The organism is Streptomyces pacificus, from assembly GCF_011766325.1.
In the GTDB taxonomy this organism is placed as follows: Bacteria; Actinomycetota; Actinomycetes; order Streptomycetales; family Streptomycetaceae; genus Streptomyces; species Streptomyces pacificus.
Map to the genome: position 1 here is coordinate 163314 of NZ_BLLG01000007.1, position 25241 is coordinate 188554.

Consider the following 25241-nt stretch of genomic DNA (forward strand, 5'->3'; position numbering starts at 1 on the left):
ACCAGCCCGAGGAGGCGACCTTTCTTGAGTCCGGGACCCGGAGCAGACTCCGCACCCGCACCGAAGCCCCACGACGACGACCACACGAGCGGCACGGCCCCGGCAGACGGGCCGGCGGGCCGGGGGACGTTCTCCTCGCTCAGGATCCGCAACTACCGGCTTTTCTTCACCGGCGCGATCGTCTCCAACACGGGCACCTGGATGGCCCGCATCACCCAGGACTGGCTCGTCCTCACCCTCACCGGCTCGGCCGCCGCCGTCGGCATCACCACGGCCCTGCAGTTCCTGCCGATGCTCCTCTTCGGCCTGTACGGCGGGGTCATCGCCGACCGCTGCCCCAAGCGCCTGCTGCTGCTCTTCAGCCAGGGCGCGCTCGGCCTCTGCGGACTCACGCTCGCCGTCCTCACGCTCTCCGGCGAGGTCCGGGTGTGGCATGTCTACCTGGTCGCCTTCCTGCTCGGGATGGTCACGGTCGTCGACAACCCGACCCGCCAGTCCTTCGTCTCCGAGATGGTCGGGCCGGGGCAGCTGCGCAACGCCGTCAGCCTGAACTCCGCGAACTTCCAGTCCGCGCGGCTGGTCGGGCCCGCGGTCGCGGGTGTGCTGATCACCGCCGTGGGCAGTGGCTGGGCCTTCCTGCTCAACGGCCTGTCGTTCCTCGCGCCGATCATCGGGCTGCTGCTGATGCGCCCCGCCGAACTGCATCGGACCGAGCCGGTGCCGCGCGGCAAGGGGCAGCTGAGGGAGGGCCTGACGTACGTCGCGGGCCGGCCCGAGCTGATCTGGCCGATCGTGCTCGTCGGCTTCGTCGGCACCTTCGCCTTCAACTTCCCCATCTGGCTGACGGCCTTCGCCGACAAGGTCTTCCACGCAGGCGCGGGTACGTACGGGCTGCTCAACACGCTGATAGCGGCGGGATCCCTGGCCGGGGCCCTGCTCGCGGCCCGCCGCGGCTCCTCGCGGCTGCGGATGCTCCTCGGCGCGGCCGCGCTGCTCGGGGTGCTGGAGATCGCCGCCGCGCTCTCGCCGTCCTTCTGGCTCTTCGCGGCGCTGCTCGTCGCCATCGGCATGGTCGGCCTGACGGTGAACGTGACGGCGAACTCGTCGGTCCAGCTGGCCACGGACCCGGCGATGCGGGGCCGGGTCATGAGCCTCTACATGATGGTCTTCGTCGGCGGTACGCCGCTGGGTGCGCCGGTCGTCGGCTGGCTCACCGACCACTACGGCGTACGGGTCGGCATGGCGACGGGCGGCGCGGTGGCGGTGATCGCGGCGGTCGTGATCGGCCTGATCCTGCTCCGGGCCGGCGGCTTGCGCCTGAAGCTGGACCTCCGCCGCGGCCATCGGCATGTGCGGATGGTTCCGCGCGAGCGGCTGACGGCGGCGGCATAGCGGCCCGGCGGCGCCCCGGCTCCCGCCTGCGCATGCCTGTGCGGAGACACCGGCCGACCGGTCGTCTGTGTCTGCGTGGGGTGCGTGGGGTGCGTGGGGTGCGTCGGTGGGGCGGATGGCGCCTGCTGCGACCGGGAAGGTTCAACGGCTTGGCGCCCGCCCTGGAGACCGGCATCACCGTGCACGCTCCCGCAACTGCCGCGTATCGGACGCATGGCTCGATGGCTGGTGACTACTCACCCGGATGCCCGTGTGTCTGCCCGTGTCATATGCGGATGACCGTGGGAGTTTCTGTCCGTCCAGTCACTTCGCCCCCCTATCGGAAGGCTCCCATGCTGTCCAAGCGTCTCTGCGCCGCACTCGCCGCGGCCGCTCTGCTTGCAGGCGTCGGTACCGCTGCGGCATCCCCCGCTCACAGCGCCCACTCGGCCCGCACGATGGCAGCCCAGGCCGCCACCACAGCCTTCACCAACGGCAGCTTCGAAACCCCCACCGTCCCGCTGAACTCCTTCTCGACCTTCGTCGCAGGCCAGACGATGGGTCTGTGGCAGGTCGAGAGCGGGAGCGTCGACCTGGTCGACGACGGCTTCTGGCAGGCCGCGGAGGGCGACCAGTCGGTAGACCTCAACGGTGGCACCGCAGGCACGTTGTCCCAGACGTTCACGACGGAGCCCGGGACGAAGTACACCGTGACGTACTCGCTGGCCGGCAACCCAGCGGGGCTGCCGACCGTGAAGACAGGCGAAGTCCACATCGACGGGCAGAACTTCCAGGACTTCACCTTCAACACGGCCGGCAAGACACTCGCGAACATGGGCTACGTGACACGGCAGTTCACGTTCGTGGCCAACGGCATGTCCACGAAGCTGACGTTCGCCAGCACGTCCGGGCCCACGGCCTACGGCCCGGTCATCGACGACGTCAAGGTCACAAGCTGCTCCTGCTGCGCCAGCGGTTCATGCGGCTAGTGCCGCGTCAGGCCTCGTTCGCCCTGGTGGCGAGCCCGACTTTCGCCGTTCTGATCGACTGCCAGTCGATCAGAACGGCGAAAGTCGAGAGTTGAGTTTGGTGTGAAGAAGAACAGCCATCCCGTCGAGGGCCCTGACGGCCTTGTCTGCACCGCCGCGCCTGCCGCTGTCGAGTGCCCCCCTGATCCGGCTCGCCGCCCTGCTACGCGGCCACTTCAAGAAGATCGGCTCCCGGTGGCGGGCCCTGCCCGCCGGGAAGATCGCCGGCATCGTGCCGGCGGGCAATCTCCGCGGACAGGGGACCGGGGGGCGAGGTGGGGCGCGCAGTCGGGGCAGGCGTACAGCGTCCACCCGGGGCCGCTCGCCCGCTCGACGTAGCGCACCGCGACCGGCGCGAGGGTCAGCCGCTCGCAGAGGCAGCAGACAACGGCGCTCACGCTCCCACCGCCACCCGGACCGCGCGGGTACCGGCGCCGACGTGCACGCCGTGAATCACATTCGGCCTCACGTCGATACCGCGCGCGGCCATGTCGAGCGCCCAGAGCCGTTCGGCCTGCGCCCGCCGCTTCGGGTCGTCCGGCCGCTTGCGGGGCGCGGCGGGCACGCAGGGGCGTACGGGGCTGATGGTGTCCGTGAACGGTTGCTGTTCGGCGGCCTCGCGGGCGTACGGGCTCTTGTGCTCCGGCAGCGACCGCCGGGGACGCGAAGACGCCGCGGGCGCCGCCGGTTCCGGCGTGGGGGTAGGGGTGGCGCGGTGCTTGCCGCGGGAGGGCGGCAGCAGCGGTTCTGCCTCGGCCCGGTACGCCGCCAATCGCTCATCCAGCTGCTGCAGTACGGCATCGCCACTCATCGAGCAGCCTCTTCCCGCCAGTTGATCGCCAGCAACCGCAACGAGCCGCAACTGCATCAAGCGACGGATCTTGAAGACACGTCACTCAAGCGGAAACACACCCAGAGAAACTCGAGACGTGGATAACGGACCCCGAGAACAGCACCCATCCTGAACTGCGGGGATTCGCCACCGGACTGCGCAAGGACTGGGACGCCGTCATGGCCGGCCTCCGCCTGCACCGGAACTCCGTCCCGATCGAAGGCCACGTCAACCGGGTCAGAATGCTCAAGCGACAGATGTACGGTCGGGCCAAAACCGACCTCCTCCGCAAGCGGGTAATCCTCTACCGCTGAAGATCAACACCCCGGGGATCACGGAACTCGCGACAGAGCCACTTCCAAGGCCATTGACACTGTTCATAAAGGCATGGTCAGGTGGCGTCCGGCCCGACCCCGGCGGAGAAACTGGAGGAACGCATGTCCGATCTGTTATCGACCGCGGCTGTGATCGCACCTTTCATCAGCGCGGCCGCGGCATCTATGGCCGGCGCCCTGGTCGATTCCGCACAGACCAGACTCACGGACGGCGTGGTCGAGCGGGGGCGGCAGCTACTGGACAAGGCACTACAACGAGGCGCCGACGAACTGCCCACCGAGCAGGACAGCGACGCCGTCCGGGCGATCGAGGCCCTCTCCCCGGACGAACGCGAGGTCCTGGAAAGAGTGATCGGCCAGTGGCTGAGCGACGACAACGATCTGAGCGCCCAATCCCTGATGAGCCGGATCATCAAGGCACGCCCCGCAGGCGCCCAGTTCCATGTCGCAACTTACGGGAACAACTCGCAGGCGATCGGCGAGGTGGCCGAGGCCACCTTCAACTTCAACACCACGTCGGAGAAGGACAGCGACGGAAGGTGAGCGGCGACCCGGCGGGAAAGTACAGCGCTCAGACCCACGGGGACAGCTCACAGGCGATCGGCTTCGTCGGCAAGCTGTTCCTCAGCATCTTCGTCGGTGACGTCGTCGAGTTCGCCGACAGGGCGAAGCACTGGGGCGGCTGGAACTGGCCGCCGTTCCTGCTCGTCCTTCTGCTCGGAAGCTACGCCCTGATCAGCGCCCCCGACGGTCCGCCGCACCAGTTCGTCTACGTGTATCTCGCGATCGCCGGTTCGCTCGTTCTGGCACTCGGACGGCTGGCCCACCCCAAGAGCGACAGGCTGGCCCGGCACTGGCGCGTGCTCATGTCGGCCGCGGCCGTGATGCTCGCGGTCGCCGCCACGGTCGGCATGGACTATCTCTCCGATCACGGCGAGATAGACATCACCGGCCGCACCAGTCTCACACCGCGCGGCGAGGTCACGTCGGGTTCCGAACTGAGTCTCGTCGTCACGGGCCCCACCGATCGCGCCCACCTGCGGCTGAAGCTTACGATCTCCGACGCCAAAGGGGACCAGGGGTTCTGCGAACCTGAGAGCCGCTACGCCGCTCAGCTCCGTGACCGTGCCAGCACCCGAGTCGAGGAGGTGCGCAGCGGCCGGACGGTCGACTTCCCGCTCGGCGGTCTCCAAGGCCAGATCGAAGTGCAGATCGCCCTGCGGACCAACGAGGGGTGCCAGATGAATGTGTCCGTGGCCGAAGCCGCTCTGCACGACTGAGAGGATCCCGTGCCCGCTACGTTCCCGAAGCCACGCTCGTCCCTCCGGCTGCCCGGCCGGATCGGCCGGTCAGCCGCTGTCCTGGCCCTGCTGCTGGGCCTTGCCTCGTGCTCCTCTGAGGAACCCGAACCGGAGTTCCTCGGCAGGTCGCGTATCACGGTCGCCACACACAACGACCTGCCAGGCATGTCGTACTCCAAGAACTACGACCGCTCCGGACTGGATTTCCTCGTCTTCCAGCACGTCAAGGAGGAACTCGACCCCGTCCCCTTCAGCGAACCCATGGATGTCACCTCGGGCGGCAGGGTCACCCAACTCCGGCAAGGAAAGGCCGACATGGTCATCGCCTCGTTCTCCATCACGTCGGAGAAGATGAAGCTGATCGACTTCGTGGGGCCCTATCTCAAGACCAGGCAGGGGTTTCTCGTCGGTCCTGACAGCGGCGACGTGCAACAGCTCTCCGATCTCAGCGGCACGAGAATCTGCACCTGGGAAGGCACCACCTCGAAAGAAGCGCTAGAGGACATCAAGAACACCGTCCACGCCGAACCGGTCGTCCTCACCGACGCCTCGGACTGCATCGAGCAACTCCTCGACCACGGGGTGCAGGCGGTCTCCACCGATCAGACGATCCTCTACGGCTTCGCCCAGCGGTACGAGGACGACGGGCTGCGCGTCGTCCCCGACGTGACCATCGGGGTACCGCAGGATTACGGGATCGGCCTGCCGAAGGGACACCGGGAGGACTGCCGAAAGCTCAAGGACTGGCTGAAGGAGTATGTCGGCACCAGCACCTGGATCAGGGACGTGGAGACGTCCCTGCCCGCTCTCACCGCAGCAGACACAGCCTGGATCAGCAAGCACAAGCCGAGCGACGAGGAGATCGAGGCCCGCTCGTGCCGCGACAACATCAGCCCCTGAGCGGCCGGTAGCGATGGCGTCCTCGCACCTGCTGGCGGACGGCGCAGGCTGGCTCCACGGCCCGGCGCCGACGTTCCATTCCTGCACCACCGCGTCGTCCTCATGACCCACCTCCAACGCCGCTACCCGTGACGGAGCGTCATTGGCGCACGGTGGCACAGCCCGACTTCGCGAAAATCGGCTCTCCTGTCGCTTCCGTGGGTCGCTGACCAGGGCTGATACGCAGAACACGCCGTATGTCAAGTTTCGTCAGGACCAACGTTGCGGAGCGTGAGTCGTCGCAGGTCAGCCGGACACGTGGCGCGCGGCACCCTCTGGCCGAGTGCAGAGTCACGGGGCAGGGTCAGGTGTGGGGGCACGGATCGCACCCCCGACCAAGACCGGCCCGAAGGCCTGCGGTTCGCGACCCCTGTGCGCCGCGCCCCCGACTCCGGGCAGCGTGACCAAAGCCCCGCGATGCTTCCCGATCCGGGGGTACGGCGGGGCTTGTTCCGTTTTCGCTCTCCGTTACGCCACGCTGCCGGTAGCCGTACCCTGGCTCCATGACTGACGTGGGGAAGAAAGTCAAGCAAGCCCGCAAGCTAAGTGGGCTTACGCAAAACGAGTTGGCCGAATCGTCCGGTGTCTCTATCTCCACCATTCGGAAGCTGGAGCAAGGGGAGCGGGACACGGCGCGAATGGAGACGCTGCGGGCCCTCGCCCTGGTGCTCCGCGTCCCCACCATGTCCCTGGTAGCCGAGCCTTCCGAGGAAGGTCCCACGCCGGGGACACCCGAGCTGTGGAGCCCTGTACGCGCGGCCCTAGTTCGGCCACATGGCGGCAGTAGCGATGAAGCCCCGACCACGCACGGCGTTGCCGATGCTGTTGCCACGGCCGTCCCCTACTACCGCGCGCACCGCTTCACCGAACTTGCGGCGATCCTGCCGCATCTGATCAACGATGCCGAAGCACTCGGGTGCGAGGGACGCGCCGAGCGGTTGCGGGTGCTGCAACTGGTCGCCGGGGCGCTGACTCACACGCGACAGTTCGACCTTGCCGAGATCGTGTTGCGTCGCGCAATGGACGATGCAACGGACCGCATGGTTACGGCGGCCACCGTCAACACCCTGTGCTGGCTGCTCATGCGGCAAGGGCGATTGGACGAAGCGTTGCACACTGCCTCGCGCTGGGCAGATGAACTAGAGCCTCGGATCAGCCGAGCCACTCCCGACGAGCTGTCGGCTTGGGGCTTGCTCCTGCTCAACGTCTCTGCCGCTGCTATCCGCAACAACCAACCGGGGCTCGCCGCAGATGCGTTGAAGTTCGCTTCCAGCGCTGCAACAGCGCTCGGCAGGGAGGTGCGGCCGGCTCACGAACAGATGCGCACCTTCGGTCCGCTATCTGTCCGCATGAAGACCGTGGAAGACGCCTTGGTCCGGAACAAGCCCGACCACGCACTACGACTCGCGGGGACGCTTGGTAAGACGGCACCACGGTCCGCGGTGCTTCCGTCCGCGAGCGTGCGGGCTCGGCATGGACTCTCGGTAGCCGAGGCATACGCCCGTCTTGGGCAGTACACCGAAGCGTTCGGCAAGCTGTCCGAGGTACAGGCGTCGTCGCCCGAGTGGTTCCCCAACCAATCCCCTGCGCGGGACGTACTCCGGTCGGTGGTTGACGGGCGACGCAAGTTGACCCCCGCGATGCGAACCATGGCAAGCACGCTGCAACTGGCGATCTGAAAGGGGTAGTTCGGCGCTGTCGGTAATGGAAGTGCCACAGACAGTGTTGTCCCGTCGGTTCTAGCGTCACCGTATGACCCGACGAACCCGCGCCGACAGTGCCCGCCGACGCGCGCTCTTGGACGCCGCGTCAGGTCTCTGGCCCTTCCGCTACGCGTACCCCGCCCCCGAGCCCCGCCCCGACGGGGCGCCGAAGGGGTGCGAACCCAAGTCGGGGGAAGCGTGATGAGCGCGGCCCCTGCCGTTGGCTCGCTGGTCGTAGACACACGGGTGGACCAGCTCGGGGAGTTCCGCGGGGTCGCCGGCCCGTACTGGTCACTGCGCCCCCTTGGCGGTGGAACCGAGTGGGACGCCGAGCCCGAGCACGTGCGCCCCGCGGACCCGAAAGAGCGTCTGCGCGCGGAGACCGCCCGTGTGAACGCCCGGAGCCGGGGTGAACGGCTGTGACCACTACAGCCCGGCGCAGATTCGTCCTCGTGGACTGGACGTTACGGCCCGATCGGGACGACGACGCCCCGCCCACCACCTACGCGTTCCGGTGCCTCGCGCTCACCGAGGACGACGCCGAGTGCGCCGCAACGTCACCCGCGAGCGAGGACCCGACCGAACCGCAGACGTGGGCGTTCGACCCGTACCCCGCGGCCCTGCCGGTCGGGGTGGCGCGATGACCACGACCCGGACGTGTGAGCACCGGCAGACCGAGAAGCGCGACGGCACGACCTACTGCCGGAACTGCAAACGACAGATCTACCTGTGATGACTCCGCCCGGACGGCAAGGTAGATGCCGACTCCGGCCACGACGCGACGCAGGACTAGGGGGTGGCGCCATGGACGGACGCCCGGTGCTGGTCTGCACGGAGTACGAGGACGCAACCGCTGATCTGGTCATCGCGGAGTTGAACCGGCGCCGGGTGCCCGTCCTCCGGTTCGACCCGGGGCGCGACTTCCCGGCGCCCGTGGTGCTGGCCGCGCGCATCGGGGCTGGGGGCGCCTCCCGGACGAAGTCTGGGGGAGGATGGGGCGGGCGGCTGATGGTCGGGGAGCGTACGGCCGACCTTTCCGCCGTGCGCGCCCTGTACCACCGTCGGCCGAGTCCCTACCCGACGGGCAGCGGCGAGCAGGCGGCCCGGTTCGCCGCGCAGGAGAACCGGCGCGGCCTGGGCGGCGTGCTGGGCGCGCTGCCGGGGTGCCTGTTTCTGAGCCACCCGCAGGCGATCGCACGGGCGGAGTACAAGCCCGCGCAGTTGGACGCGGGGACCCGGGTAGGGCTCATGGTCCCGGCCACCCTGATCACGAACGATCCGATGGAGGCCAAGGCGTTCTGCGCCGCACAGCCGACCATCTACAAGCCTTTGCACGCGGGGGCGTACGAGGTTGAGGGCGAGCCCGCCGGAATCTGGGCGGCCCCGGTCGAGGCGGTCGAGGTCGACGGCGCGGTGAGCCACAGTGCGCACCTGTTCCAAGCGCAGGTGCCCAAGGTGGCGGACGTGCGGGCGGTCGTCGTCGGCGAGCAGGTGTTCAGCGCCCGGATTACCGCGCCGCCCGGGGTTGTGGACTGGAGAGCCGAGTACCAGAGCCTCACCTATGAGCCGGTCGCCTGCCCGGACGGGATACGCGGGGCGCTTGTGCGGTTCCTCGCCGCTTTCGGGCTGAACTTCGGCGCCTTCGACTTCGCCGTGACTGCGGACGGCGCCTGGTGGTTTCTGGAGTGCAACCCCAACGGCCAATGGGCGTGGCTGGAAGACGCGGCCGGACTGCCGATCACACACGCAATCGCAGACCTGTTGGAGAACGGAGCGGGTCAGCATGAGTGACCCCCTGCCGTCGGAACACCTACGGTCCGACCTTGCGCGGCGCCTGTCCAAGGCTGGCGCCCTGCATAGCCCGGAATGGGAAGCGGCCGTCATGTCGGTGCCCCGCGAGGCGTTCCTCTCGCGCGGTTGGTTCGAGTACGAAGACGGCGGCTGGTACCGGCCCGCGGCCCAAGACTCCGCGGGAGGACTCGCGCGGATCTACGAAGACGACACCCTCGTGACGCAGGTGGCCGGGGGCGTCTTCCCCGACCAGGTCGAGGGGCGCATCGCGGCGGCCCCCTCGTCGTCGTCCACCCTGCCGAGTCTGGTCGTGCGGATGCTCGAAGACCTGCGGGCGGCCGAGGGGACGCGCGTTCTGGAGATCGGCACGGGCACGGGCTACTCAACCGCGCTGCTCTGCCATGTCGTCGGCGAGGACAACGTGACCACGGTGGAGGTCGACGCGGAGGTGTCCGCCCGCGCCGGGATCGCGCTCGGAGGCGCCGGGTACTGGCCTGCCCGCGTGGTCGGTGACGGACTGGCGGGTTACAAGGAGGGCAGTCCGTATGACCGCGTGATCGCCACGTGCGGCGTGCACACCGTGCCGGCCGACTGGCTCGCGCAGACCAGGCCCGGCGGTGAGGTCCTGGTCACGGTCGGCGGATGGATGCACGCATCCGAACTCGTACGGCTCATGGTCGCTGACGACGGCACGGCCAGCGGCCCGGTTCTCGGCGGACAGGTCTCGTTCATGCTGGCCCGTCCCCACCTTCCGCCCCCGCTGGGCATCCTGCCGAACCTGAGCGAGGGCGACGCGGTGCCCTCCGGGCTGGGCGCGGATGCGCTCGACGACTGGACCGCCCGGTTCGTCGCGCAGTTCGCCGCGCCGCGCGCACAGCGGCTCACGCTGGAACGTGACGGTCGGACGGAACACGTCGTGATCGACGTGGACGCCGAAGCGTGGGCGGTCGTCTTCCAGGACGGCGGCCGGTGGATGGTCCGGCAGGACGGCACGGCGCGCCTGTGGGACGAGATCACCGAACGTGTCACGCAGTGGCAGGCGGACGGGCGCCCGCCTGCCGACCGTATGCGGCTGCACGTCGGCCCCGACGGGCAACGCCTCACTTGGGCGTGACCGCGGGCTGACACCCCATGCTGCCACGTCCGTCCGTCGTTCCCCCGTAGCGGACGGGCGGGGCTTCCTCATGTGCTCGGGGCGGACTCCTCCGGGGCCTGGTCGGGCTTCTGCTCGGCCACGTAGGTACCGCGCCCCGATACCCGTGCCCGCTTTTCCGCGGCCTCCGCCATCGCTTCCCGCGCGGCGTCCGCGTGCCCCTCGCCGGAGAACAGTTCGGCGGCGTCCGGACGTGACAGGCGCTCGATCACGAGGGCCGTGACGTGCTTCTCGAACGTGCTCCGGTGCAGGTTCACGCACTTCGCGGCTGTCCAGATTCCCCGCCGGTTGAAGTCCCGGATAATCGCTGTCTTCGCTTCCCCCGAGGCGATCCGCTCGGCGGCCTCGCGCACGACGGCGGCCTGATCCTCGCGAACCACCTGACGAACGAACTCCTACGTCTTCGGGTCGTATTGACGCTCGTACCCGAACAACGTCCCTGCGGTCGGGAGACCTTGTTCGGCGGACGCGCGCTGCCCGCGCAACACGCGATCGCGGATCTCGCTCGCCTCACGCTCGGCGAGCAGCGCGTCAAGGCCCGTGGAGAACCGGTCATCGCGGTGCGCGACAGGTCGTACAAGCGGCCCTTGTAGCACCACTGCACGCAGTTGCCCTCGGCGATCTCCCGAAGCCTGAGATACGCCTCAAGGTCACGTTGCGCCCGTGACGACTCCGTTTCGACTTGCGACAGTACGAAACGGATGGGCCTGGATACGGCGTGCGGAAAGCAAGCAGACTCGGCTGCTCGGAGTCGAAGGCACGGTGATCGACTCCGTCGAGGCCGAGGAGACCGATGACGCGGAGTCCGGCCCCGAGGGTGTGGTGATCGTGGTCCACGCCCGCCCCGCGCGGGGCCGGAGGCAGCGGTGCGGGATCTGCCGGAGACGGTGCGCCCTATGCGGTCACCGCAAGTACGAGGGACCGGCGCTGCGAGACTCGGCATATGAGACTCTTCGCCGCAGTGGTGCCGCCCGAAGAGGTCCTGCGGGAACTCGGGCGGGCCGCAGACCGCCTGCACGGGCTGCCGGGGGCCGAGGGCCTGCGCTGGACCGGGAGGCCGGGGTGGCACTTCACCCTCGCGTTCATGGGGGAGGTCGACGAGGGGCTGCTGCCCGAGCTGCACGTGCGGCTCGGACGGGCCGCACGGCGCAGCGAGGGGTTCCGGCTGCGGCTGCACGGCGGCGGGCACTTCGGCCGGCGGACGCTCTGGGTGGGCGCGGCAGGCGGACTCGACGCGATGCGCATGCTCGCCGAGCGGGCGGACGCGGCTGCGCGCCGGGCCGGCGTCGCCATGCAGGAACACCGTCGCTACCACGCCCATCTCACCCTCGCACGCAGCCGAGCCGACACGGACCTGCGCCCGTACGTCGACGCCCTGGCTCCGTTCGAGGGCCGGCCGTGGACCGTGGACCGGCTGCTGCTGATCCGCAGCGATCTGCCCGGCGGCGGACGGCCGGGCGAGCGGCCGCGCTACGAGGAGACCGGCGCCTGGCCGCTGGGCGCGGCGGACTGAGCCCCGTGCGGTGCGGCGGGGCCACGCGGTGCGGCGGGGCGCCTGGGGGAGGGACCGCTTCCCGGTGCCTCGCGGATGCCTCACCCACCGGCCCCCGGGATGCCCTGCCGCCCTCGCGGGGCGGGCCGCGCACGCGACCGCACGGCGCCTCGCGGGCGCCCCCGGCACCGAGGGCCCGGACCTGCCCGTTACGCTCGAAGGGTGGACCCGAAGACCCGTAACCGGATCATGGCCGGTGTGCTTGTGCTGATGTTCGCCGTCGTCGCCGTGGCGGCCGCGCTCGGGCGCTGAACCCCGCGGACCGCCGCCCCGGGGAAAGGGCGGCGGCTCCGCCCCGCCGAATCGCCGGCCGACCGCCCGAATCGCTCCCGGTCACCAGGCGAAGGCCTCCGGTGACGGGCCCGGGCCGGGGAAGATCTCGTCCAGCGACGCGAGCAGCTCCTCCGGGAGATCCAGTTCCACCGCGCGGAGCGCCGAGTCCAGCTGCTCGGCCGTGCGCGGGCCGACGATCGGGCCGGTGACCCCGGGCCGGGTCAGCAGCCACGCCAGCGCCACCCCGCCGGGCTCCAGGCCGTGCTCGTCGAGCAGGTCCTCGTACGCCCGGACCTGCTCGCGCACCTTCGTGTTCTCCAGGGCGCTCGCGCTGCGGCCGTCCCTGCGGCGCCTGCCCTCGGCCTCCTTCCTGATCACGCCGCCGAGCAGCCCGCCGTGCAGCGGGGACCACGGGATGACGCCGAGGCCGTACTCCTGTGCGGCCGGAACGACCTCCATCTCGGCGCGGCGCTCGGCCAGGTTGTACAGGCACTGCTCGCTGACCAGACCGACCATGCCCCTGCGTGCGGCGGTCTCGTTCGCCTGAGCGATCTTGTAGCCGGGGAAGTTGGAGGATCCCGCGTAGAGGACCTTCCCTTCCTTGATCAGTACGTCGATCGCCTGCCAGATCTCCTCGAACGGGGTACGGCGGTCGACGTGGTGGAACTGGTAGAGGTCGATGTAGTCCGTCCCAAGCCGCCTCAGCGAGGCCTCGACGGCGCGCTTGATGTTGAGCGCGGAGAGCCGGTCGTGGTTGGGCCAGGGCTTGCCGTCGCCGGCCATCCCGCCGTAGACCTTGGTGGCGAGGACCGTCTTGTCGCGGCGCTCGCCCCCCTTGGCGAACCAGCTCCCGATGATCTCCTCGGTGCGGCCCTTGTTCTCGCCCCACCCGTAGACGTTGGCCGTGTCGAAGAAGTTCAGACCCGCGTCGAGTGCCGCGTCCATGAGGCCGTGGCTGGTGTCCTCGTCCGTCTGCGGACCGAAGTTCATCGTGCCGAGCACGATACGGCTGACCCTGAGTCCGGTACGTCCCAGCTGCGTGTACTCCATGGCACCCAAGCGAACCCCTTCGGGCCCACTCCGTGCAAGGCGGGGCGGGTACACGGCGCGAACCAGCACACGGTGCGGTCCGGGCGGCGGCTCGGGCCGCCCGCCTCCGCTCCGCAAGCACCCCGGTGTCCCAGGTGTTCAACCGCCGCGGCAGTACGGCCTCATGCCGGGTGCAGCGTGGGGCCGGGAGGGTCCGCGGTCGCGGGGAAGCGGGCGGACGACCGGACCGTACGGGGCCGGTCAATCCTCAGGCGTTCGCGTACACCTTGGAGACGAACTCCGCGATCTGGTCGTCCGAGAGGTTCCTGGCGAGATCGGCCTCCGCGATGATGCCGACGAGTCGGTGCCCGTGGTCGACGTCGATGACCGGGAGTCGTTTGATCCGGTGCTTCTCCATCAGGTGCAGCGCCTCCTCGGCGGGGGCGCTCGCGTCGGTCCAGCGGAGGTCACCGGACAGCGATCCGGCCTGGACGGTCGCCGGGTCTATGCCCTCCGCGCAGCACCGCACGACGATGTCGCGGTCGGTGATGAGGCCCGTGAGCCTGTTGTTGTCGCCGCAGATGGGGAGGGCGCCGACGTTCAGGTCGCGCATCATGCGTGCCGCCTCCCGCAGCGACTGGTGCGCACCGATGCACTGCACTCCGCCGCTCATGATGTCGCGGGCGGTGAGCCTGCTGTCCCCGGTCATGGTGGCCTTCCGTTCCTCGGGGCGGTCTGCCGGCCCGCTGTCAGGGCTGCGGCGGCTTGTCCTGGTCCCGGCCACCGGGCTGGCCACCGGGCTGGTGGCCGTGGTCGCCGTGGTCGCCGCCCAACTGCTCCTTGAGCCTGTCCTGGGCGGTGTCCACATGGCCGCTGTACCTGCCCTGGGTCTTGTCGTCGATCGCGTCCCCGGCCTTGTCGACGCCCTTCGAGGCGTGGTGCTCGTGGCCCTTCAGCATCTGCTTGAGCTTGTCCATCATGGACATGGGCAGTCCTCCTTGCCGTATGCCCCCGCTCCTCCAGGGTCGCCCTCTCCTGCGCGGATCGCATCTGCGCGGCGGCCCCGCAGCCCGGGCCGCCGGGGTCGGGGCACCGGGCAGGGGACCGCCGGTCGAGGGCCGTGGCGGTGTCCTCAGTCCCCCGCCCGCTCGTACGGGCCGCCGAGCCCCCAGGCCTGGTGCATCGCCTCGGCGAAGGCGGCCGCGAGCTTGTGCTCCCCGGTGGGGCCCGGGTGGGTGCCGTCGTAGGTGTCGGTGTGGATGTCGTACCCGTACGGCGCCGAGGCCAGCAGCAGCGGTGACGCGGCGGTGTCCAGGTCCGCGACCGCCTTGGCGAGGAGTTCGTTGAAGCGGTCGCACTCGGCGGCGAACGGGTCGTCGGCAAGGGCCCGGATGTTGGGGACGACCGGCAGCAGTACGGCCCGGACGTGCGGATTGGCCTCGCGGGCCGCGGCGATGAACCGCCGAGCGTTCGCGGCGGTCTGTGTGCTGTTCGTGTAGAAGCCGAGGTCGATCAGCCCCAGCGACACGAGGAGCACATCGGCCCTGGCCGCGGTCACCGCCGGGCCGATCAGCGGCGCCATGTGCAGCCAGCCCTCGCCCCAGCCCGCCAGGTGGCGGCGGGCGTGCGCCGGGAAGTCCCGGCGGGCGTAGTCGGTGGAGACGGGCGCGTCGGCGGCGGTGTCGTAGAGCTCGGTGCGGGGGCCGACTATCGCGTACGGGCCGCCGAAGGAGCGGTTGAGGTGCTGCCACATCCGATAGCGCCAGGTGTAGTCGCCGGCGCGTCCGATGGTCATGGAATCGCCGACGAACAGGAAACGCATGGGGTAATGATGGCCGACCTTCGCAGGGCGCGGCCCCGGCCGGTCACGTGACGATGGACACTTGGGGGCATGCCTTCGCTGCGTACGACTCGGGCGGCCGTGGCCGCCGTGGCCGCCGTGGCGGTCCTGGGGGCCGCCGTGCCCGCGGCCGCCGACGACACCGGCGGCTTCACCATCAAGGATCCGCGGATCACGGAGTCGAGCGGGCTCGCGGCCAGCCGTGCCCATCCCGGGGTGTACTGGACGCACAACGACCAGGACGAGCCGCGGGTCTTCGCGGTCGACTCCCGGACCGGCGAGACCGTGGCCACCGTCACGCTCAGGGGTGTGGGGCGGCCGCGGGACATGGAGGCGATCTCGGTCGGACCCGACGGAGACGTCTACGTCGGTGACATCGGCGACAATCTGAACGGGAGCTGGGACCACGTCTGGATCTACCGCTTCCCCGAGCCGCGGACGCTGCGGGATGTCACCGTCGACGCCACCCAGTACACGGTCCGGTACGCGGACGGCCCCCGCAACGCCGAGGCGATGATGGTGCATCCGAAGACCGGCCGGGTCTACATCGCCAGCAAGAACGAGGAAGGCGGCGGGCTCTACGAGGGCCCGGCACGGCTCGCGACGGGCGGCACGAACGTCTTCCGCCGGATCGGCGAGGTGCCGTGGGTGACGGACGGCGCCTTCTCGCCCGACGGCCGGGAACTGGTGCTGCGCTCCTACTTCAGCGCCCGCGCCTACGCCTGGCGCGACGGGCGGCTGGGTGCCGACCGCCCTGTCAGCGCGCCGCTCCAGGGCCAGGCCGAGTCGGTGGCCTTCACTCCGGACGGCGCGTCGCTGATGTTCGGCACGGAGGGCGAGCAGAGCGAGGTCGTACGCCGGGACGCGGGACGCGGCGACGGCGAGGGCCCGGGCGAGGCGTCGCCCTCCCGTTCCGGGGATGCGGACCCGTCCGCCGCGGGTGCCGGCGCCGACGGCGACCGGGGGTTCGCGGTGCCGGCGGGTGCCGTGCTCGCTGCCGTGCTGGCGTTCCTCCTGCTCAGGTCCCGGCGGCGGCGCGGCTGAACGCGCCGTACCCGGTCGGTGCCAGTCGGTGCCAGTCGGTGCCGGCTGGTTGCGGCTGATACCGGCTGATACCGGCCGGGCGCGGCACTATGCGCCGGAGCCCTTCCTCCCGGCCGGCCGGGAGCCCTTGCCCCGTCCGGGGGAGGAGGACCCCCTCGAAGGCGAGGGGGTGTTCCCCTCGTCCGGGGAGGAGCCGCGGCCGTCCGCTTCCGCGGTACGCGTCCCCTCCGGGGCGCGCCGCGCCACCAGGGACTCGAAGCCCTCGAGCAGCCGGTCCAGCCCGAAGCCGAAGGAGTCGAGACCGGGCGCGAACGCGTCCTCGGACAGGGCGGCCATATGCGGGAACTCCCCGCTGGTCATGGCCCGCTCGAGGTAGGGGCGCTGCCGCTCCCAGAACTCGTCGTGGCTCGCTCCGGTCTCCACGGCCGCCTCGCCGACCTGGATCTCCGTGCGCACGGTGCCGGTGACGAAGCTCTGGACGGTGACGATCACAGCGATCTTCTCGGGGTCGGTCAGGCCCATGTCCCGCAGTCCGGAGAGGCAGACCTCGAGACCGCGGAGCGTGTTGGGGCCGAGTGCCGAACGGGCCTCGTTGACCCGGAGCAGCCAGGGGTGTCTGTGGAGCTGGTTCCGGTGGCCGTGGGCCAGGGCCCTGACGGCGTCGCGCCAGTCGGCGGCGGGGGGCGGTGCCGCGGCGAGTGAGTCCGCCTGAACCCTGTCGAGCATCAGATCGAGCAGTTCCGCCTTGCCGGGGACATACCGGTACAGCGACATCGTGCCGACGCCGAGTTCCGCGGCGACCCGGCGCATGGACACGGCCTCCAGGCCCTCCGCGTCGGCCACCGCGACCGCAGCCCCGGTGATCCGGTCGAGGGAGAGACCGGGTTTGGGGCCGCGGCTGGGGCGCTCTCCGGTCCCCCAGAGGAGGTCGAGGCTGCTGCGCGTCATGGGCTCACCCTAAGCCGTTGCGCGACACCGCCCGCAAAAACTGAGTACGGCGTACTCGAAATAGTGTACGGTGTACCCAGTTTCTGGGTGCCCCTCCCGGAACCGGACTCCTGTGCCGGCTTCCCCGGGGCGGCGCTCGATCCCACGGACCCCGAAAGGCGGACGGCATGAACGATCGCGGCGGACCGGCGGTGTGCGCCGAGGGCCTGCGCAAGCGCTATGGCGGCACGAACGCGCTCGACGGGCTCGACCTCCACATCCCGCGCGGCACGGTCCACGGGCTCCTCGGGCCGAACGGCGCGGGCAAGACCACCGCGGTGCGGGCCCTGGCGACCCTGCTGCGCTTCGAAGGCGGCCGCGCCCTCGTCGCCGGCCTCGACGTCGCGCGCGACCCGCACGGCGTGCGCCGGCGCATAGGCCTGGCCGGGCAGTACGCGGCCCTCGACGAGGGGCTCACCGGCCGGCAGAACCTCGAGCTGTTCGGCCGGCTCTTCCGGCTCGGCGGCCGGCGGGCCCGGCTGCGCGCCGCCGAACTGCTCGAGCACTTCGGCCTGGCGGACGCCGGGGGCAAGGGCGTCGCCGAGTACAGCGGCGGTATGCGGCGCAGGCTCGACCTCGCGGCCTCGCTGATCCTCGCCCCCGATGTGCTGTTCCTGGACGAGCCGACGACCGGACTCGACCCCAGGGCGCGCGGCGAAGTGTGGGACACCGTCCGCACCCTGGTCTCGGAGGGGACGACCGTGCTGCTCACGACCCAGTACCTGGACGAGGCCGACCGGCTGGCCACACGGGTCACCGTGATCGACCGCGGCAGGGCCATCGCCGACGACACCCCCGAAGGGCTGAAGAACCGCGTGGGCGGCGACCGGATCGAGGTCGTGGTCGCCGAGGCGGAGGACCTGGGGCGGGTCGCCGGGATCGTCGCCAGGGTCGCCGGCCCCGGAGCCGGTCCGGAGACCGACGAGGAGGGGCGGCGCGTTCACGCACCCGTCAGCGACCGCGTCACCGCCCTCACGGAAGTCGCCCGCACACTGAGGGACGAGCGCATCCGGGTCGAGGACATCGGGCTGCGCAGACCGAGCCTCGACGACGTGTTCCTGCGCCTGACCGGACACCGCGCGGAGGTGGCGTGATGGCGACCGGAACGATCACCGGGACGGCCGCGAGGTCCTCCGTCGACCTGGGCGTGCCGCAGGTGGACCGTTCGCACGAGCGGCTGTACTGGGTACTGGCCGACTGCTGGAACGTCGTCCGCCGGGACCTCCTCCACTACCGCCGCCTGCCCGTGCTCATCCTGTGGCGGCTGGGATTCCCGATGGTGTCCGTGCTGCTCTACGGGTTCGTCTTCGGCAGTGCCATGCGGGTGCCGGGCGGTGGGGACTACCGGGAGTTCCTCATGCCGGGGATGTTCGCCTCGACGATGGCGTTCGGCTTCATGAACACGGCCACAGCCGTCGTCACGGACACGGCGAGGGGCGTCACGGACCGCTTCCGCTCGATGCCGATGTCCTCCTCCGCCGTCTGCTCGGGCCGCGGCCTCGCCGATCTGACGGTCGCCGTGGCGGAGTTGGCGATCCTCGCGCTGACCGCCCTGGCGATCGGCTGGCGTTCCGACGGCGGTCTCGTGGACACGGTGGCCGCCTTCGGGCTCCTGCTGCTGCTGCGGTTCAGTCTGATCTGGGTGGGCGTCTGGTGTGGACTCGTGGTGCCGAACGAGGAGGCCGCCGGCGGCCTCTACGCCGTGGTCTTCCCCCTCACCATGATCTCCAGTGTGTTCGTCGCCCCCTCGCTCATGCCGGCCTGGCTGGCGCCGGTCGCCGCCTGGAACCCGGTCTCCTCGACGGTCCAGGCGACGCGGGAACTGTTCGGCAACCCGGGTGCCGGAGGAGGAACCTGGGTCGAACAGCACGCGGTGCTGATGGCGGTGGTGTGGCCGCTGGTCATCACGGCCGTGTTCCTGCCGCTGGCGGTGCGGAGGTTCCAGCGGTTGAGCCGTTGAGCCGTTGAGCGGTTGGGCCGCTGGGCCGCTGGACGGCTGGGCCTTGAGTCGTCGAGCCTCTCGCGGCGCTGGGCTGTCGGGCTGTCGGGCTGTCGGGCTGTCGGGCTGTCGGGCCGTCCGGCTACCGGCTTCCGGCCGCTCGGGCGGGGATGCCGGAGCGCCGGGTCTCCCCCGGTCTGCTGCCCCCGGTCTGCTGCGGAGTGTGGCCCGGAGGGTGGGCCCGCGAGGGGGGCGCGGGCCCACCCGGCCGGCGTGGCGCCGGTCCGAGGGAGTCGACCGGAGCCACGCGCCATCGGCCCGGCGAGTCCTGCGCCGCTGCGGCCAGGAGCGCCGGGTCCCCGGCCGCGGTCCCCGGGCCGGGCGCCGGGCGGTCTTCGTCACGCCGGTTGCCCGGCGCGGGGCGCGGTCCGCACCGGCCGGGGTGATGCCCCGGCGCCGGTCGTGCCGGTCGTGCCGGTTGTGCCGGTCGTGCCGGCCGCCCTGGTCGCGCCGGGGATCCGGTTTACGCCGGGCATTCCTTCCAGGCGAGCCGGTAGACCGTGTTGATCTCGCCGTCGGTGGAGTCCATCGTCATGAAGCTGGTCGTGGACGGGTCGGACGTCCCGGCGTTCACACGGAGTTCGGTGTTGATGTTGAAGTTCCGCTGCACTCCGCAGGGCGCCCACACCAGCTGGCCCCACTCGGTGTTGTCGGTGGCCTGCCAGTTGTCGCTGTACGGGCCGCTGTAGGGGTGCTCCCTCGCCGCCGTGTCGGGGGAGCCCTGGAAGTAGTAGGACGCCTTCTGCACGGCGGTGGCGCCGCTCTGCAGGCTGGCGAAGCCGCGGTAGTCCGCGCTGGCGACGGCGTAGGTGAAGCCCTGCGGGACGTGGACGACCAGGTTCAGCTGGCAGTTCTTGCGGAAGTCGACGGGCGAGGCGCCTCCGCCGACCTGGGCGAGGTAGTTGCTGTAGGTGACGGTGAAGGCCGTGTTGTCCTGGGAGACCGCCACCGCCGCGGTCCCGGGCGCGCAGCCCGAGCCGTTCACCGTGGCGATCTCGATGGCGATCTTGTCGGGTGGCGCGATGATGGCCGCGTTGGCGCTGCCGGCGTTCCCGGCGACGAGCGTGGAGGCGAGGACCGCGGTGAGGGCGGCGCTGGCACGTAAGGCACGGGGCATGAGGCGCACTCCTGTGGTCGGAGGAGAGTCGGTCGGTGGCCTTGCGGGGGCCTGGACCGCGGGGGGTCCGGCCGATCCTGTGTCCACACCCCGACAGTGCTGGACTGTTGAGATGTGAACATGTCAATCGCATCGACGGTTGGATCCTAGGGGCCAACCCACCGGCCGAGTAGGGCGGTTATCGGCCGTACCTCCATGCCTGCTGCACGTATCCCCCACATGCCGAGCACCTTGTGTGCGCACGGTGGACGGTGACGGTGCGTACCGCACCCGCGCACGGCCGAGGGCCCGGCGGACGCCGAAGCGGCCGCCGGGCCCCGGTACCTCTTCTCCGTCACCCCGGCACGCCGTGACTCCGCGTCAGGGCACGCCCTGCGGACGCGGTCGGGGGCCGGCGCTCACGACGCGCGGGTCACAGCTTCTCGATCACGTAGTCCACACAGGCCGTCAGCGCCTGGACGTCAGCCGGGTCGATCGCCGGGAACATCGCGATCCGCAGCTGGTTGCGGCCCAGCTTGCGGTACGGCTCGGTGTCCACGATCCCGTTGGCCCGCAGCACCTTCGCGACCGCCGCCGCGTCGATGTCGTCAGAGAAGTCGATCGTGCCGATGACCTGCGAGCGCTGCGCGGGGTCCGCGACGAACGGCGCGGCGTACTTCGACTCCTCAGCCCAGCCGTACAGGTTGCCCGCGGAGGCCGCGGTCCGCCGGACCGCCCAGTCCAGCCCGCCCTGGCCGTTGAACCACCTCAGCTGCTGGTCGAGCAGGAAGAGGGTCGCCAGCGCCGGGGTGTTGTACGTCTGGTTCTTCAGCGAGTTGTCGATCGCCGTCGGCAGGCTGAAGAACTCCGGTACATGCCGGCCGGAGCCGTGGACGCGGGCCGCGCGCTCCAGTGCGGCGGGCGAGAACACCCCGATCCACAGCCCGCCGTCCGAGGCGAACGACTTCTGCGGCGCGAAGTAGTAGACGTCGGTCTCGGTGATGTCGACCGGCAGGCCCCCGGCGCCGGAGGTGGCGTCCACCAGGACGAGCGCGTCCTCGTCGGCCCCTTCGACGCGCCTGATCGGGGCGGCGACACCGGTGGAGGTCTCGTTGTGGGTGAAGGCGTACACGTCGACGCCGGCCTCGGCCTGCGGCTGCGGGTGCGTACCGGGGTCGGAGGAGATCACGGTCGGCTCGGCCAGCCACGGCGCCAGCTTCGCCGCCTTGGCGAACTTGGACGAGAACTCGCCGAAGGACAGGTGCTGCGACTTGCCGTCGATGAGCCCGTGGGTCGCGATGTCCCAGAACGCGGTGGAGCCGCCGTTGCCGAGGATCACCTCGTAGCCCTCGGGGAGGGAGAACAACTCGCGGATGCCCTGGCGCACCGAGCCGACCAGGTTCTTGACCGGCGCCTGGCGGTGGGAGGTGCCGAGCAGGGACGCACCGGTGGCGGCCAGGGCGTCGAGCGCCTCCGTGCGCACCTTGGAAGGTCCGGCGCCGAAACGACCGTCGCCGGGCTTGATGTCAGCGGGAATCTGGATATCGGGCACGAGCCGGAGCCTAGTCGTTCCCACCAGGCCGCCGGGCCCGATGTCCGGCGGATGAGACAAGCGGCCACCGGTCGGGACGGTTTTCGGCGCCGCCTCGGCGTCACCCGATCGAGCGTGGGGCACGCTGGGTCCATGGCTGATCGCACGGTGGCGGACCGCAGGGGACTGGAGCGCGCGCTGCGGGCGGAGATCCGCGGCGGGGTGGACTTCTCGACCGGGGCGCGGGCGCTGACGACGATGGACGCGTCCAACTACCGCCGGGTGCCGGACGGCGTGGTCGCCCCGTACGACGCCGCGGACGTCGCCGCGGCGCTCGCCGTCTGCCGCGCCCACGGGGTCCCGGTGGTGCCCCGGGGAGCCGGGACGTCGATCGCCGGGCAGGCGACGGGGACCGGCGTCGTGCTGGACTTCACCCGCCATATGCGGTCCGTGGTCTCCGTCGACCCGGAGGCCCGAACGGCGGTGGTCCAGCCCGGTGCGGTGCTGGACCGGCTGCGCGACGAGGCGGGCCGGCACGGGCTGACCTTCGGGCCCGACCCCTCCACGCACAGCCGCTGCACGCTCGGCGGGATGATCGGCAACAACGCCTGCGGCTCGCACTCGGTGGCCTGGGGGACGACAGCGGACAACGTCCGCGAGCTGTCCGTGGTGACCTACGGGGGCGAGGCGCTGCGGCTGGGGAGGGGCTGGGGGCCGCCCCGCGCAGTCCCGCACGGCAGTGACCCGCCCGGCGCCGGTACCGGTACCGGTACCGGACGGGACGGGCCGGGCGCCGGGGTCGCCCTCACCGGAGCACCAGGTGGTGTACCCGGTGGGGTACTCGGCGGAGCACCAGGCGGGGTACCCGGTGGGGCACTCGGGCCATCCGGTGGTGCTGCAGCCGGGCCCGCCGCCGCTCCACCCGGCCTGCGCGAACTCGTGGCGGACCGGCTGGCGCTGCTGCGGACCGGGTTCCCCGTCGGCATGCCGCGCCGGATCTCCGGCTACGCGCTGGACGCGCTGCTTCCCGAGAACGGCACCGACGTCGCCCGCGCCTTCTGCGGCAGCGAGGGGACCCTGGCGGTACTGACCGAGGCGACCGTGCGGCTGGTGGAGTCGCCCCCCGCGCGGGCGCTGGCCCTGCTCGGGTACGCGGACGAGAGCGCGGCCGCCGAGGCCGCCGCCGGACTGCTGCCGTACCGGCCGCTCACGGTCGAGGGCATGGCGGAGGACCTCGTCCCGGACGCGGCGGGCCGGGGGCTGCCGAGGGGCGGCGCCTGGCTGTTCGTCGAGACGGGCGGGGCGAGCGCCGCCGAGGCGCGGGCCCGCGCGGAGGAGATCGTACGGGGAGCGGACGCCCTCGACGGGGCCGTCGTCACCGACCCCGCAGCGCAGCGCGCGCTCTGGCGGGTCCGGGAGGACGCCGCAGGCACCGCGACCCGGATCCCGGACGCCGGGGGCGCTCCCCCCGGCCGCGCCGGGGGCGCCCCCGACCGGGCCGAAGGCGCCGGGGGAGAGGCCTGGCCCGGCTGGGAGGACTGCGCGGTGCCACCCGCCCGGCTCGGCGCCTATCTGCGGGACTTCCGCGCGCTGCTCGCCCAGCACGGGCTGCGCGGGACTCCGTACGGCCACTTCGGCGACGGCTGCATCCACGTCCGCATCGACTTCGACCTGCTGAGCGGGCAGGGCGTGCGGCGCTTCCGCGCGTTCTCCGAGGACGTGGCCGCGCTGGTCGTGGCGCACGGCGGTTCGCTGTCGGGCGAGCACGGCGACGGGCTGGCGCGGTCGGAGCTGCTGCCGAGGATGTACGGGGACGAACTGGTGTCGCTGTTCGCCCGGTTCAAGGACCTGTGGGACCCGGCGGGCGGACTGAACCCCGGCGTACTGGCCCGCCCCGCGCGCCTCGACGAGAACCTGCGCTTCGCGGTCCTGCCCAGGCAGCCGGTGGACGTGGCCTTCGGCTACCCGCAGGACGGAGGCGACTTCACGGCCGCCGTCCTGCGGTGCGTCGGCGTCGCCAAGTGCCGGGTGGACGGGCCCTCGCCCGGGCCGGAGGTGATGTGCCCGTCGTACCGCGCGACCGGTGAGGAGCGGCACTCCACCCGCGGCCGCGCCCGGCTGCTGCACGAGATGCTCGCCGGCGACGTGGTCACCGGCGGCTGGCGCTCCCAGGAGGTCCACGAGGCCCTCGACCTGTGCCTGTCCTGCAAGGGCTGCCGCAGCGACTGCCCGGTCGGCGTCGACATGGCCACCTACAAGGCGGAGTTCCTGCACCACCACTACGCGGGGCGGCGGCGGCCCGCGGCGCACTACGCCATGGGGTGGCTGCCGCGCTGGCTGCGCGCCGCCGCACCGTTCGCCGGACCGCTGAACGCGGCCGCGCGGGTGGGGCCCCTCGCGTCGCTCGCGAAACGGCTCGGCGGCATCGCGCCCGAACGGCGGATCCCGCGCCTGGCCACGCCCACCTTCACCTCCTGGTGGCGGCGCCACGGAAGCCCCGGCTCACCGCTGGTGCTGTGGCCCGACACCTTCACCGAGTACCTCTCCCCGTCCGTCGGCCGCGCCGCCGTCCGGGTCCTGGAGTCGGCGGGCCTGGGAGTCTCGCTGCCACCGGGCCGGGTCTGCTGCGGCCTGACCTACGTCTCCACCGGCCAGCTGGACCGCGCCCGCGCCGTCATGCGCCGCACCCTGGACGTGATGGGGCCCGTCCAGGACCGCGGTTCCCCGATGGTCGTCCTCGAACCGAGCTGCGCGGCCGCGCTGCGCACCGACCTCCCGGAACTGCTGCCCGGCGACCCGCGGGCCCGCCGGCTCGCCGGTTCCGTGACCACCTTCGCCGCCGCCCTGGAGGAGCACGCCCCCGACTGGCGCCCGCCCCGGCTGGACCGCCCGGCCGCGGGCCAGACCCACTGCCACCAGCACGCGGTACTCGGCGACGCCGCGGAGCGCCGACTGCGCGAACGGGCCGGCCTCATCGGGGAGCTGAGCGGCGGCTGCTGCGGCCTCGCGGGCAACTTCGGCTTCGAGCGCGGCCACTACGAGGTGTCGGCGGCCTGTGCCGAGGACCGGCTGCTGCCCTCGGTACGGGCTGCTGTACCCGGCACCGTCCTCCTCGCCGACGGCTTCTCCTGCCGTACCCAGCTGGACCAGCTCGCGGGCCGGCGGGGGCGGCATCTGGCGGAGGTGCTGGCGGAGGCACTCCCGGAGGCGCTGGCCGTGGGGCCGGCGGACGGGCGGGAGGACGGGCCGGCGGAGGGCCGGTGAGAACTTCGGGGGAGTAGCCCGCGAAGAGGGACAGGCGGGGGGAGGGTGCGCGGCGGGGGAGGCGCGGGGAGGGGGCTCGGCGAGGACCGGGAGGGGAGGACCGGTGGTGCGCGGCCCGCCGGCGGAATCGCGGAGGCGTCCGCGTGGACGCCGGGCGTGTCCTGGCCGGCGTA

At 71.4% G+C, this 25241-nt stretch carries 24 protein-coding genes and 1 pseudogene; 16 read left to right on the plus strand and 9 right to left on the minus strand.

Translation table 11 applies throughout. The features are described from left to right. The first annotated feature begins 24 nt into the window (after window positions 1-24). Both SCWH03_RS14610 and SCWH03_RS14615 read left to right on the plus strand, forming a co-directional pair. On the plus strand, window positions 25-1392 hold the full coding sequence (locus SCWH03_RS14610) for an MFS transporter (protein ID WP_173264664.1): 1368 nt from the start codon (window positions 25-27) through the stop codon (window positions 1390-1392). A gap of 332 nt (window positions 1393-1724) precedes the next feature. Beyond that, window positions 1725-2360 carry a choice-of-anchor C family protein gene (locus tag SCWH03_RS14615; protein ID WP_173264665.1) on the plus strand — a complete coding sequence of 212 codons (636 nt, stop codon included), beginning with the start codon at window positions 1725-1727 and terminating at the stop codon, window positions 2358-2360. A 433-nt stretch (window positions 2361-2793) separates the two neighbouring features. Here the strand turns inward: SCWH03_RS14615 and SCWH03_RS14620 are convergent, their stop codons facing one another. Continuing rightward, window positions 2794-3270 (minus strand): hypothetical protein, encoded by a 477-nt coding sequence (locus SCWH03_RS14620; RefSeq protein ID WP_173264666.1) that lies wholly within the window; start codon window positions 3268-3270, stop codon window positions 2794-2796. A gap of 44 nt (window positions 3271-3314) precedes the next feature. On the opposite strand from SCWH03_RS14620, the pseudogene SCWH03_RS14625 reads away from it, so the two are divergent. From SCWH03_RS14625 to tgmC, 9 genes and pseudogenes are all read left to right on the plus strand, one after another. Then, window positions 3315-3545, plus strand: a pseudogene (locus SCWH03_RS14625) (transposase); the annotation flags it as partial. A 123-nt stretch (window positions 3546-3668) separates the two neighbouring features. Beyond that, window positions 3669-4109, plus strand: a complete 441-nt coding sequence (locus SCWH03_RS14630; protein WP_173264667.1) for a hypothetical protein — start codon at window positions 3669-3671, stop codon at window positions 4107-4109. Then, window positions 4106-4846 (plus strand): hypothetical protein, encoded by a 741-nt coding sequence (locus SCWH03_RS14635; RefSeq protein ID WP_173264668.1) that lies wholly within the window; start codon window positions 4106-4108, stop codon window positions 4844-4846. The genes SCWH03_RS14630 and SCWH03_RS14635 overlap by 4 nt, the downstream gene beginning before the upstream one ends. Before the next feature lie 9 nt (window positions 4847-4855). Beyond that, complete coding sequence (locus SCWH03_RS14640; RefSeq protein ID WP_254076763.1) at window positions 4856-5767, plus strand: transporter substrate-binding domain-containing protein; 912 nt, start codon at window positions 4856-4858, stop codon at window positions 5765-5767. 542 nt (window positions 5768-6309) lie between these two features. Then, complete coding sequence (locus SCWH03_RS14645) at window positions 6310-7485, plus strand: helix-turn-helix domain-containing protein (protein ID WP_173264669.1); 1176 nt, start codon at window positions 6310-6312, stop codon at window positions 7483-7485. 225 nt (window positions 7486-7710) lie between these two features. Beyond that, window positions 7711-7932 (plus strand): hypothetical protein, encoded by a 222-nt coding sequence (locus SCWH03_RS14650; protein ID WP_173264670.1) that lies wholly within the window; start codon window positions 7711-7713, stop codon window positions 7930-7932. Next, entirely contained in the window at window positions 7929-8153 is a 225-nt protein-coding gene (locus SCWH03_RS14655) for a DUF7848 domain-containing protein (RefSeq protein WP_173264671.1), read from the plus strand. The genes SCWH03_RS14650 and SCWH03_RS14655 overlap by 4 nt, the downstream gene beginning before the upstream one ends. A 160-nt stretch (window positions 8154-8313) precedes the next feature. Continuing rightward, the gene (tgmB, locus tag SCWH03_RS14660) at window positions 8314-9300 is read left to right on the plus strand and encodes an ATP-grasp ribosomal peptide maturase (RefSeq protein WP_173264672.1); all 987 of its coding nucleotides are present in this window, start codon (window positions 8314-8316) and stop codon (window positions 9298-9300) included. Next, the gene (tgmC, locus tag SCWH03_RS14665) at window positions 9293-10414 is read left to right on the plus strand and encodes an ATP-grasp peptide maturase system methyltransferase (RefSeq protein WP_173264673.1); all 1122 of its coding nucleotides are present in this window, start codon (window positions 9293-9295) and stop codon (window positions 10412-10414) included. Before tgmB ends, tgmC begins: the two co-directional genes overlap by 8 nt. A 68-nt stretch (window positions 10415-10482) precedes the next feature. Here tgmC and SCWH03_RS14670 read toward each other — a convergent pair whose 3' ends face one another. Beyond that, window positions 10483-10833, minus strand: coding sequence for a hypothetical protein (locus tag SCWH03_RS14670; RefSeq protein WP_173264674.1), 351 nt, complete (start codon window positions 10831-10833; stop codon window positions 10483-10485). Between the two features lie 563 nt (window positions 10834-11396). Between SCWH03_RS14670 and thpR the strand changes: the two genes are divergently transcribed. Continuing rightward, complete coding sequence (thpR, locus tag SCWH03_RS14675) at window positions 11397-11966, plus strand: RNA 2',3'-cyclic phosphodiesterase (RefSeq protein ID WP_173264675.1); 570 nt, start codon at window positions 11397-11399, stop codon at window positions 11964-11966. Window positions 11967-12338: 372 nt separating this feature from the next. Here the strand turns inward: thpR and SCWH03_RS14680 are convergent, their stop codons facing one another. The 4 genes from SCWH03_RS14680 to SCWH03_RS14695 form a co-directional block, all read right to left on the minus strand. Next, window positions 12339-13328: an aldo/keto reductase gene (locus SCWH03_RS14680; RefSeq protein WP_173264676.1), complete on the minus strand. Its 990-nt coding sequence runs from the start codon at window positions 13326-13328 to the stop codon at window positions 12339-12341. 247 nt (window positions 13329-13575) lie between these two features. After that, window positions 13576-14016 (minus strand): CBS domain-containing protein, encoded by a 441-nt coding sequence (locus tag SCWH03_RS14685; protein ID WP_173264677.1) that lies wholly within the window; start codon window positions 14014-14016, stop codon window positions 13576-13578. Between the two features lie 40 nt (window positions 14017-14056). Then, on the minus strand, window positions 14057-14293 hold the full coding sequence (locus tag SCWH03_RS14690) for an antitoxin (RefSeq protein WP_173264678.1): 237 nt from the start codon (window positions 14291-14293) through the stop codon (window positions 14057-14059). 146 nt (window positions 14294-14439) lie between these two features. Beyond that, window positions 14440-15129 carry a GDSL-type esterase/lipase family protein gene (locus SCWH03_RS14695; RefSeq protein ID WP_173264679.1) on the minus strand — a complete coding sequence of 230 codons (690 nt, stop codon included), beginning with the start codon at window positions 15127-15129 and terminating at the stop codon, window positions 14440-14442. Between the two features lie 69 nt (window positions 15130-15198). Here SCWH03_RS14695 and SCWH03_RS14700 point away from each other — a divergent pair, with 69 nt between their 5' ends. Then, complete coding sequence (locus SCWH03_RS14700) at window positions 15199-16191, plus strand: esterase-like activity of phytase family protein (protein ID WP_173264680.1); 993 nt, start codon at window positions 15199-15201, stop codon at window positions 16189-16191. 87 nt (window positions 16192-16278) lie between these two features. On the opposite strand, the gene SCWH03_RS14705 is transcribed toward SCWH03_RS14700, so the two are convergent. Then, on the minus strand, window positions 16279-17139 hold the full coding sequence (locus SCWH03_RS14705; protein ID WP_173264681.1) for a TetR/AcrR family transcriptional regulator: 861 nt from the start codon (window positions 17137-17139) through the stop codon (window positions 16279-16281). 167 nt (window positions 17140-17306) lie between these two features. On the opposite strand from SCWH03_RS14705, the gene SCWH03_RS14710 reads away from it, so the two are divergent. Together SCWH03_RS14710 and SCWH03_RS14715 are read left to right on the plus strand one after the other, a co-directional pair. Then, a complete protein-coding gene (locus SCWH03_RS14710) occupies window positions 17307-18272 on the plus strand; it encodes an ATP-binding cassette domain-containing protein (protein ID WP_173264682.1) in 966 nt (321 codons plus the stop codon). Next, window positions 18272-19138 carry an ABC transporter permease gene (locus SCWH03_RS14715; protein WP_254076764.1) on the plus strand — a complete coding sequence of 289 codons (867 nt, stop codon included), beginning with the start codon at window positions 18272-18274 and terminating at the stop codon, window positions 19136-19138. The genes SCWH03_RS14710 and SCWH03_RS14715 overlap by 1 nt, the downstream gene beginning before the upstream one ends. Window positions 19139-19640: 502 nt before the next feature. Here SCWH03_RS14715 and SCWH03_RS14720 read toward each other — a convergent pair. Together SCWH03_RS14720 and serC are read right to left on the minus strand one after the other, a co-directional pair. After that, window positions 19641-20294, minus strand: coding sequence for a DUF4360 domain-containing protein (locus SCWH03_RS14720; protein WP_173264683.1), 654 nt, complete (start codon window positions 20292-20294; stop codon window positions 19641-19643). Window positions 20295-20706: 412 nt separating this feature from the next. Then, the gene (serC, locus tag SCWH03_RS14725) at window positions 20707-21825 is read right to left on the minus strand and encodes a phosphoserine transaminase (RefSeq protein WP_173264684.1); all 1119 of its coding nucleotides are present in this window, start codon (window positions 21823-21825) and stop codon (window positions 20707-20709) included. Window positions 21826-21957: 132 nt separating this feature from the next. On the opposite strand from serC, the gene SCWH03_RS14730 reads away from it, so the two are divergent. Then, complete coding sequence (locus SCWH03_RS14730; protein WP_173264685.1) at window positions 21958-25068, plus strand: FAD-binding and (Fe-S)-binding domain-containing protein; 3111 nt, start codon at window positions 21958-21960, stop codon at window positions 25066-25068. Window positions 25069-25241 lie beyond the last annotated feature (173 nt).

Coding starts and splice junctions, on each gene's coding strand:
- SCWH03_RS14615 (WP_173264665.1), top strand. CDS start 1,725: ATGCTGTCCAAGCGTCTCTGCGCCGCACTCGCCGCGGCCGCTCTGCTT.
- SCWH03_RS14680 (WP_173264676.1), bottom strand. CDS start 13,328: ATGGAGTACACGCAGCTGGGACGTACCGGACTCAGGGTCAGCCGTATC.
- SCWH03_RS14700 (WP_173264680.1), top strand. CDS start 15,199: ATGCCTTCGCTGCGTACGACTCGGGCGGCCGTGGCCGCCGTGGCCGCC.
- SCWH03_RS14730 (WP_173264685.1), top strand. CDS start 21,958: ATGGCTGATCGCACGGTGGCGGACCGCAGGGGACTGGAGCGCGCGCTG.
- SCWH03_RS14685 (WP_173264677.1), bottom strand. CDS start 14,016: ATGACCGGGGACAGCAGGCTCACCGCCCGCGACATCATGAGCGGCGGA.
- SCWH03_RS14690 (WP_173264678.1), bottom strand. CDS start 14,293: ATGTCCATGATGGACAAGCTCAAGCAGATGCTGAAGGGCCACGAGCAC.
- SCWH03_RS14715 (WP_254076764.1), top strand. CDS start 18,272: ATGGCGACCGGAACGATCACCGGGACGGCCGCGAGGTCCTCCGTCGAC.
- SCWH03_RS14720 (WP_173264683.1), bottom strand. CDS start 20,294: ATGCCCCGTGCCTTACGTGCCAGCGCCGCCCTCACCGCGGTCCTCGCC.
- tgmB (WP_173264672.1), top strand. CDS start 8,314: ATGGACGGACGCCCGGTGCTGGTCTGCACGGAGTACGAGGACGCAACC.
- SCWH03_RS14705 (WP_173264681.1), bottom strand. CDS start 17,139: ATGACGCGCAGCAGCCTCGACCTCCTCTGGGGGACCGGAGAGCGCCCC.
- SCWH03_RS14645 (WP_173264669.1), top strand. CDS start 6,310: ATGACTGACGTGGGGAAGAAAGTCAAGCAAGCCCGCAAGCTAAGTGGG.
- SCWH03_RS14710 (WP_173264682.1), top strand. CDS start 17,307: ATGAACGATCGCGGCGGACCGGCGGTGTGCGCCGAGGGCCTGCGCAAG.
- thpR (WP_173264675.1), top strand. CDS start 11,397: ATGAGACTCTTCGCCGCAGTGGTGCCGCCCGAAGAGGTCCTGCGGGAA.
- SCWH03_RS14630 (WP_173264667.1), top strand. CDS start 3,669: ATGTCCGATCTGTTATCGACCGCGGCTGTGATCGCACCTTTCATCAGC.
- SCWH03_RS14650 (WP_173264670.1), top strand. CDS start 7,711: ATGAGCGCGGCCCCTGCCGTTGGCTCGCTGGTCGTAGACACACGGGTG.
- tgmC (WP_173264673.1), top strand. CDS start 9,293: ATGAGTGACCCCCTGCCGTCGGAACACCTACGGTCCGACCTTGCGCGG.
- SCWH03_RS14695 (WP_173264679.1), bottom strand. CDS start 15,129: ATGCGTTTCCTGTTCGTCGGCGATTCCATGACCATCGGACGCGCCGGC.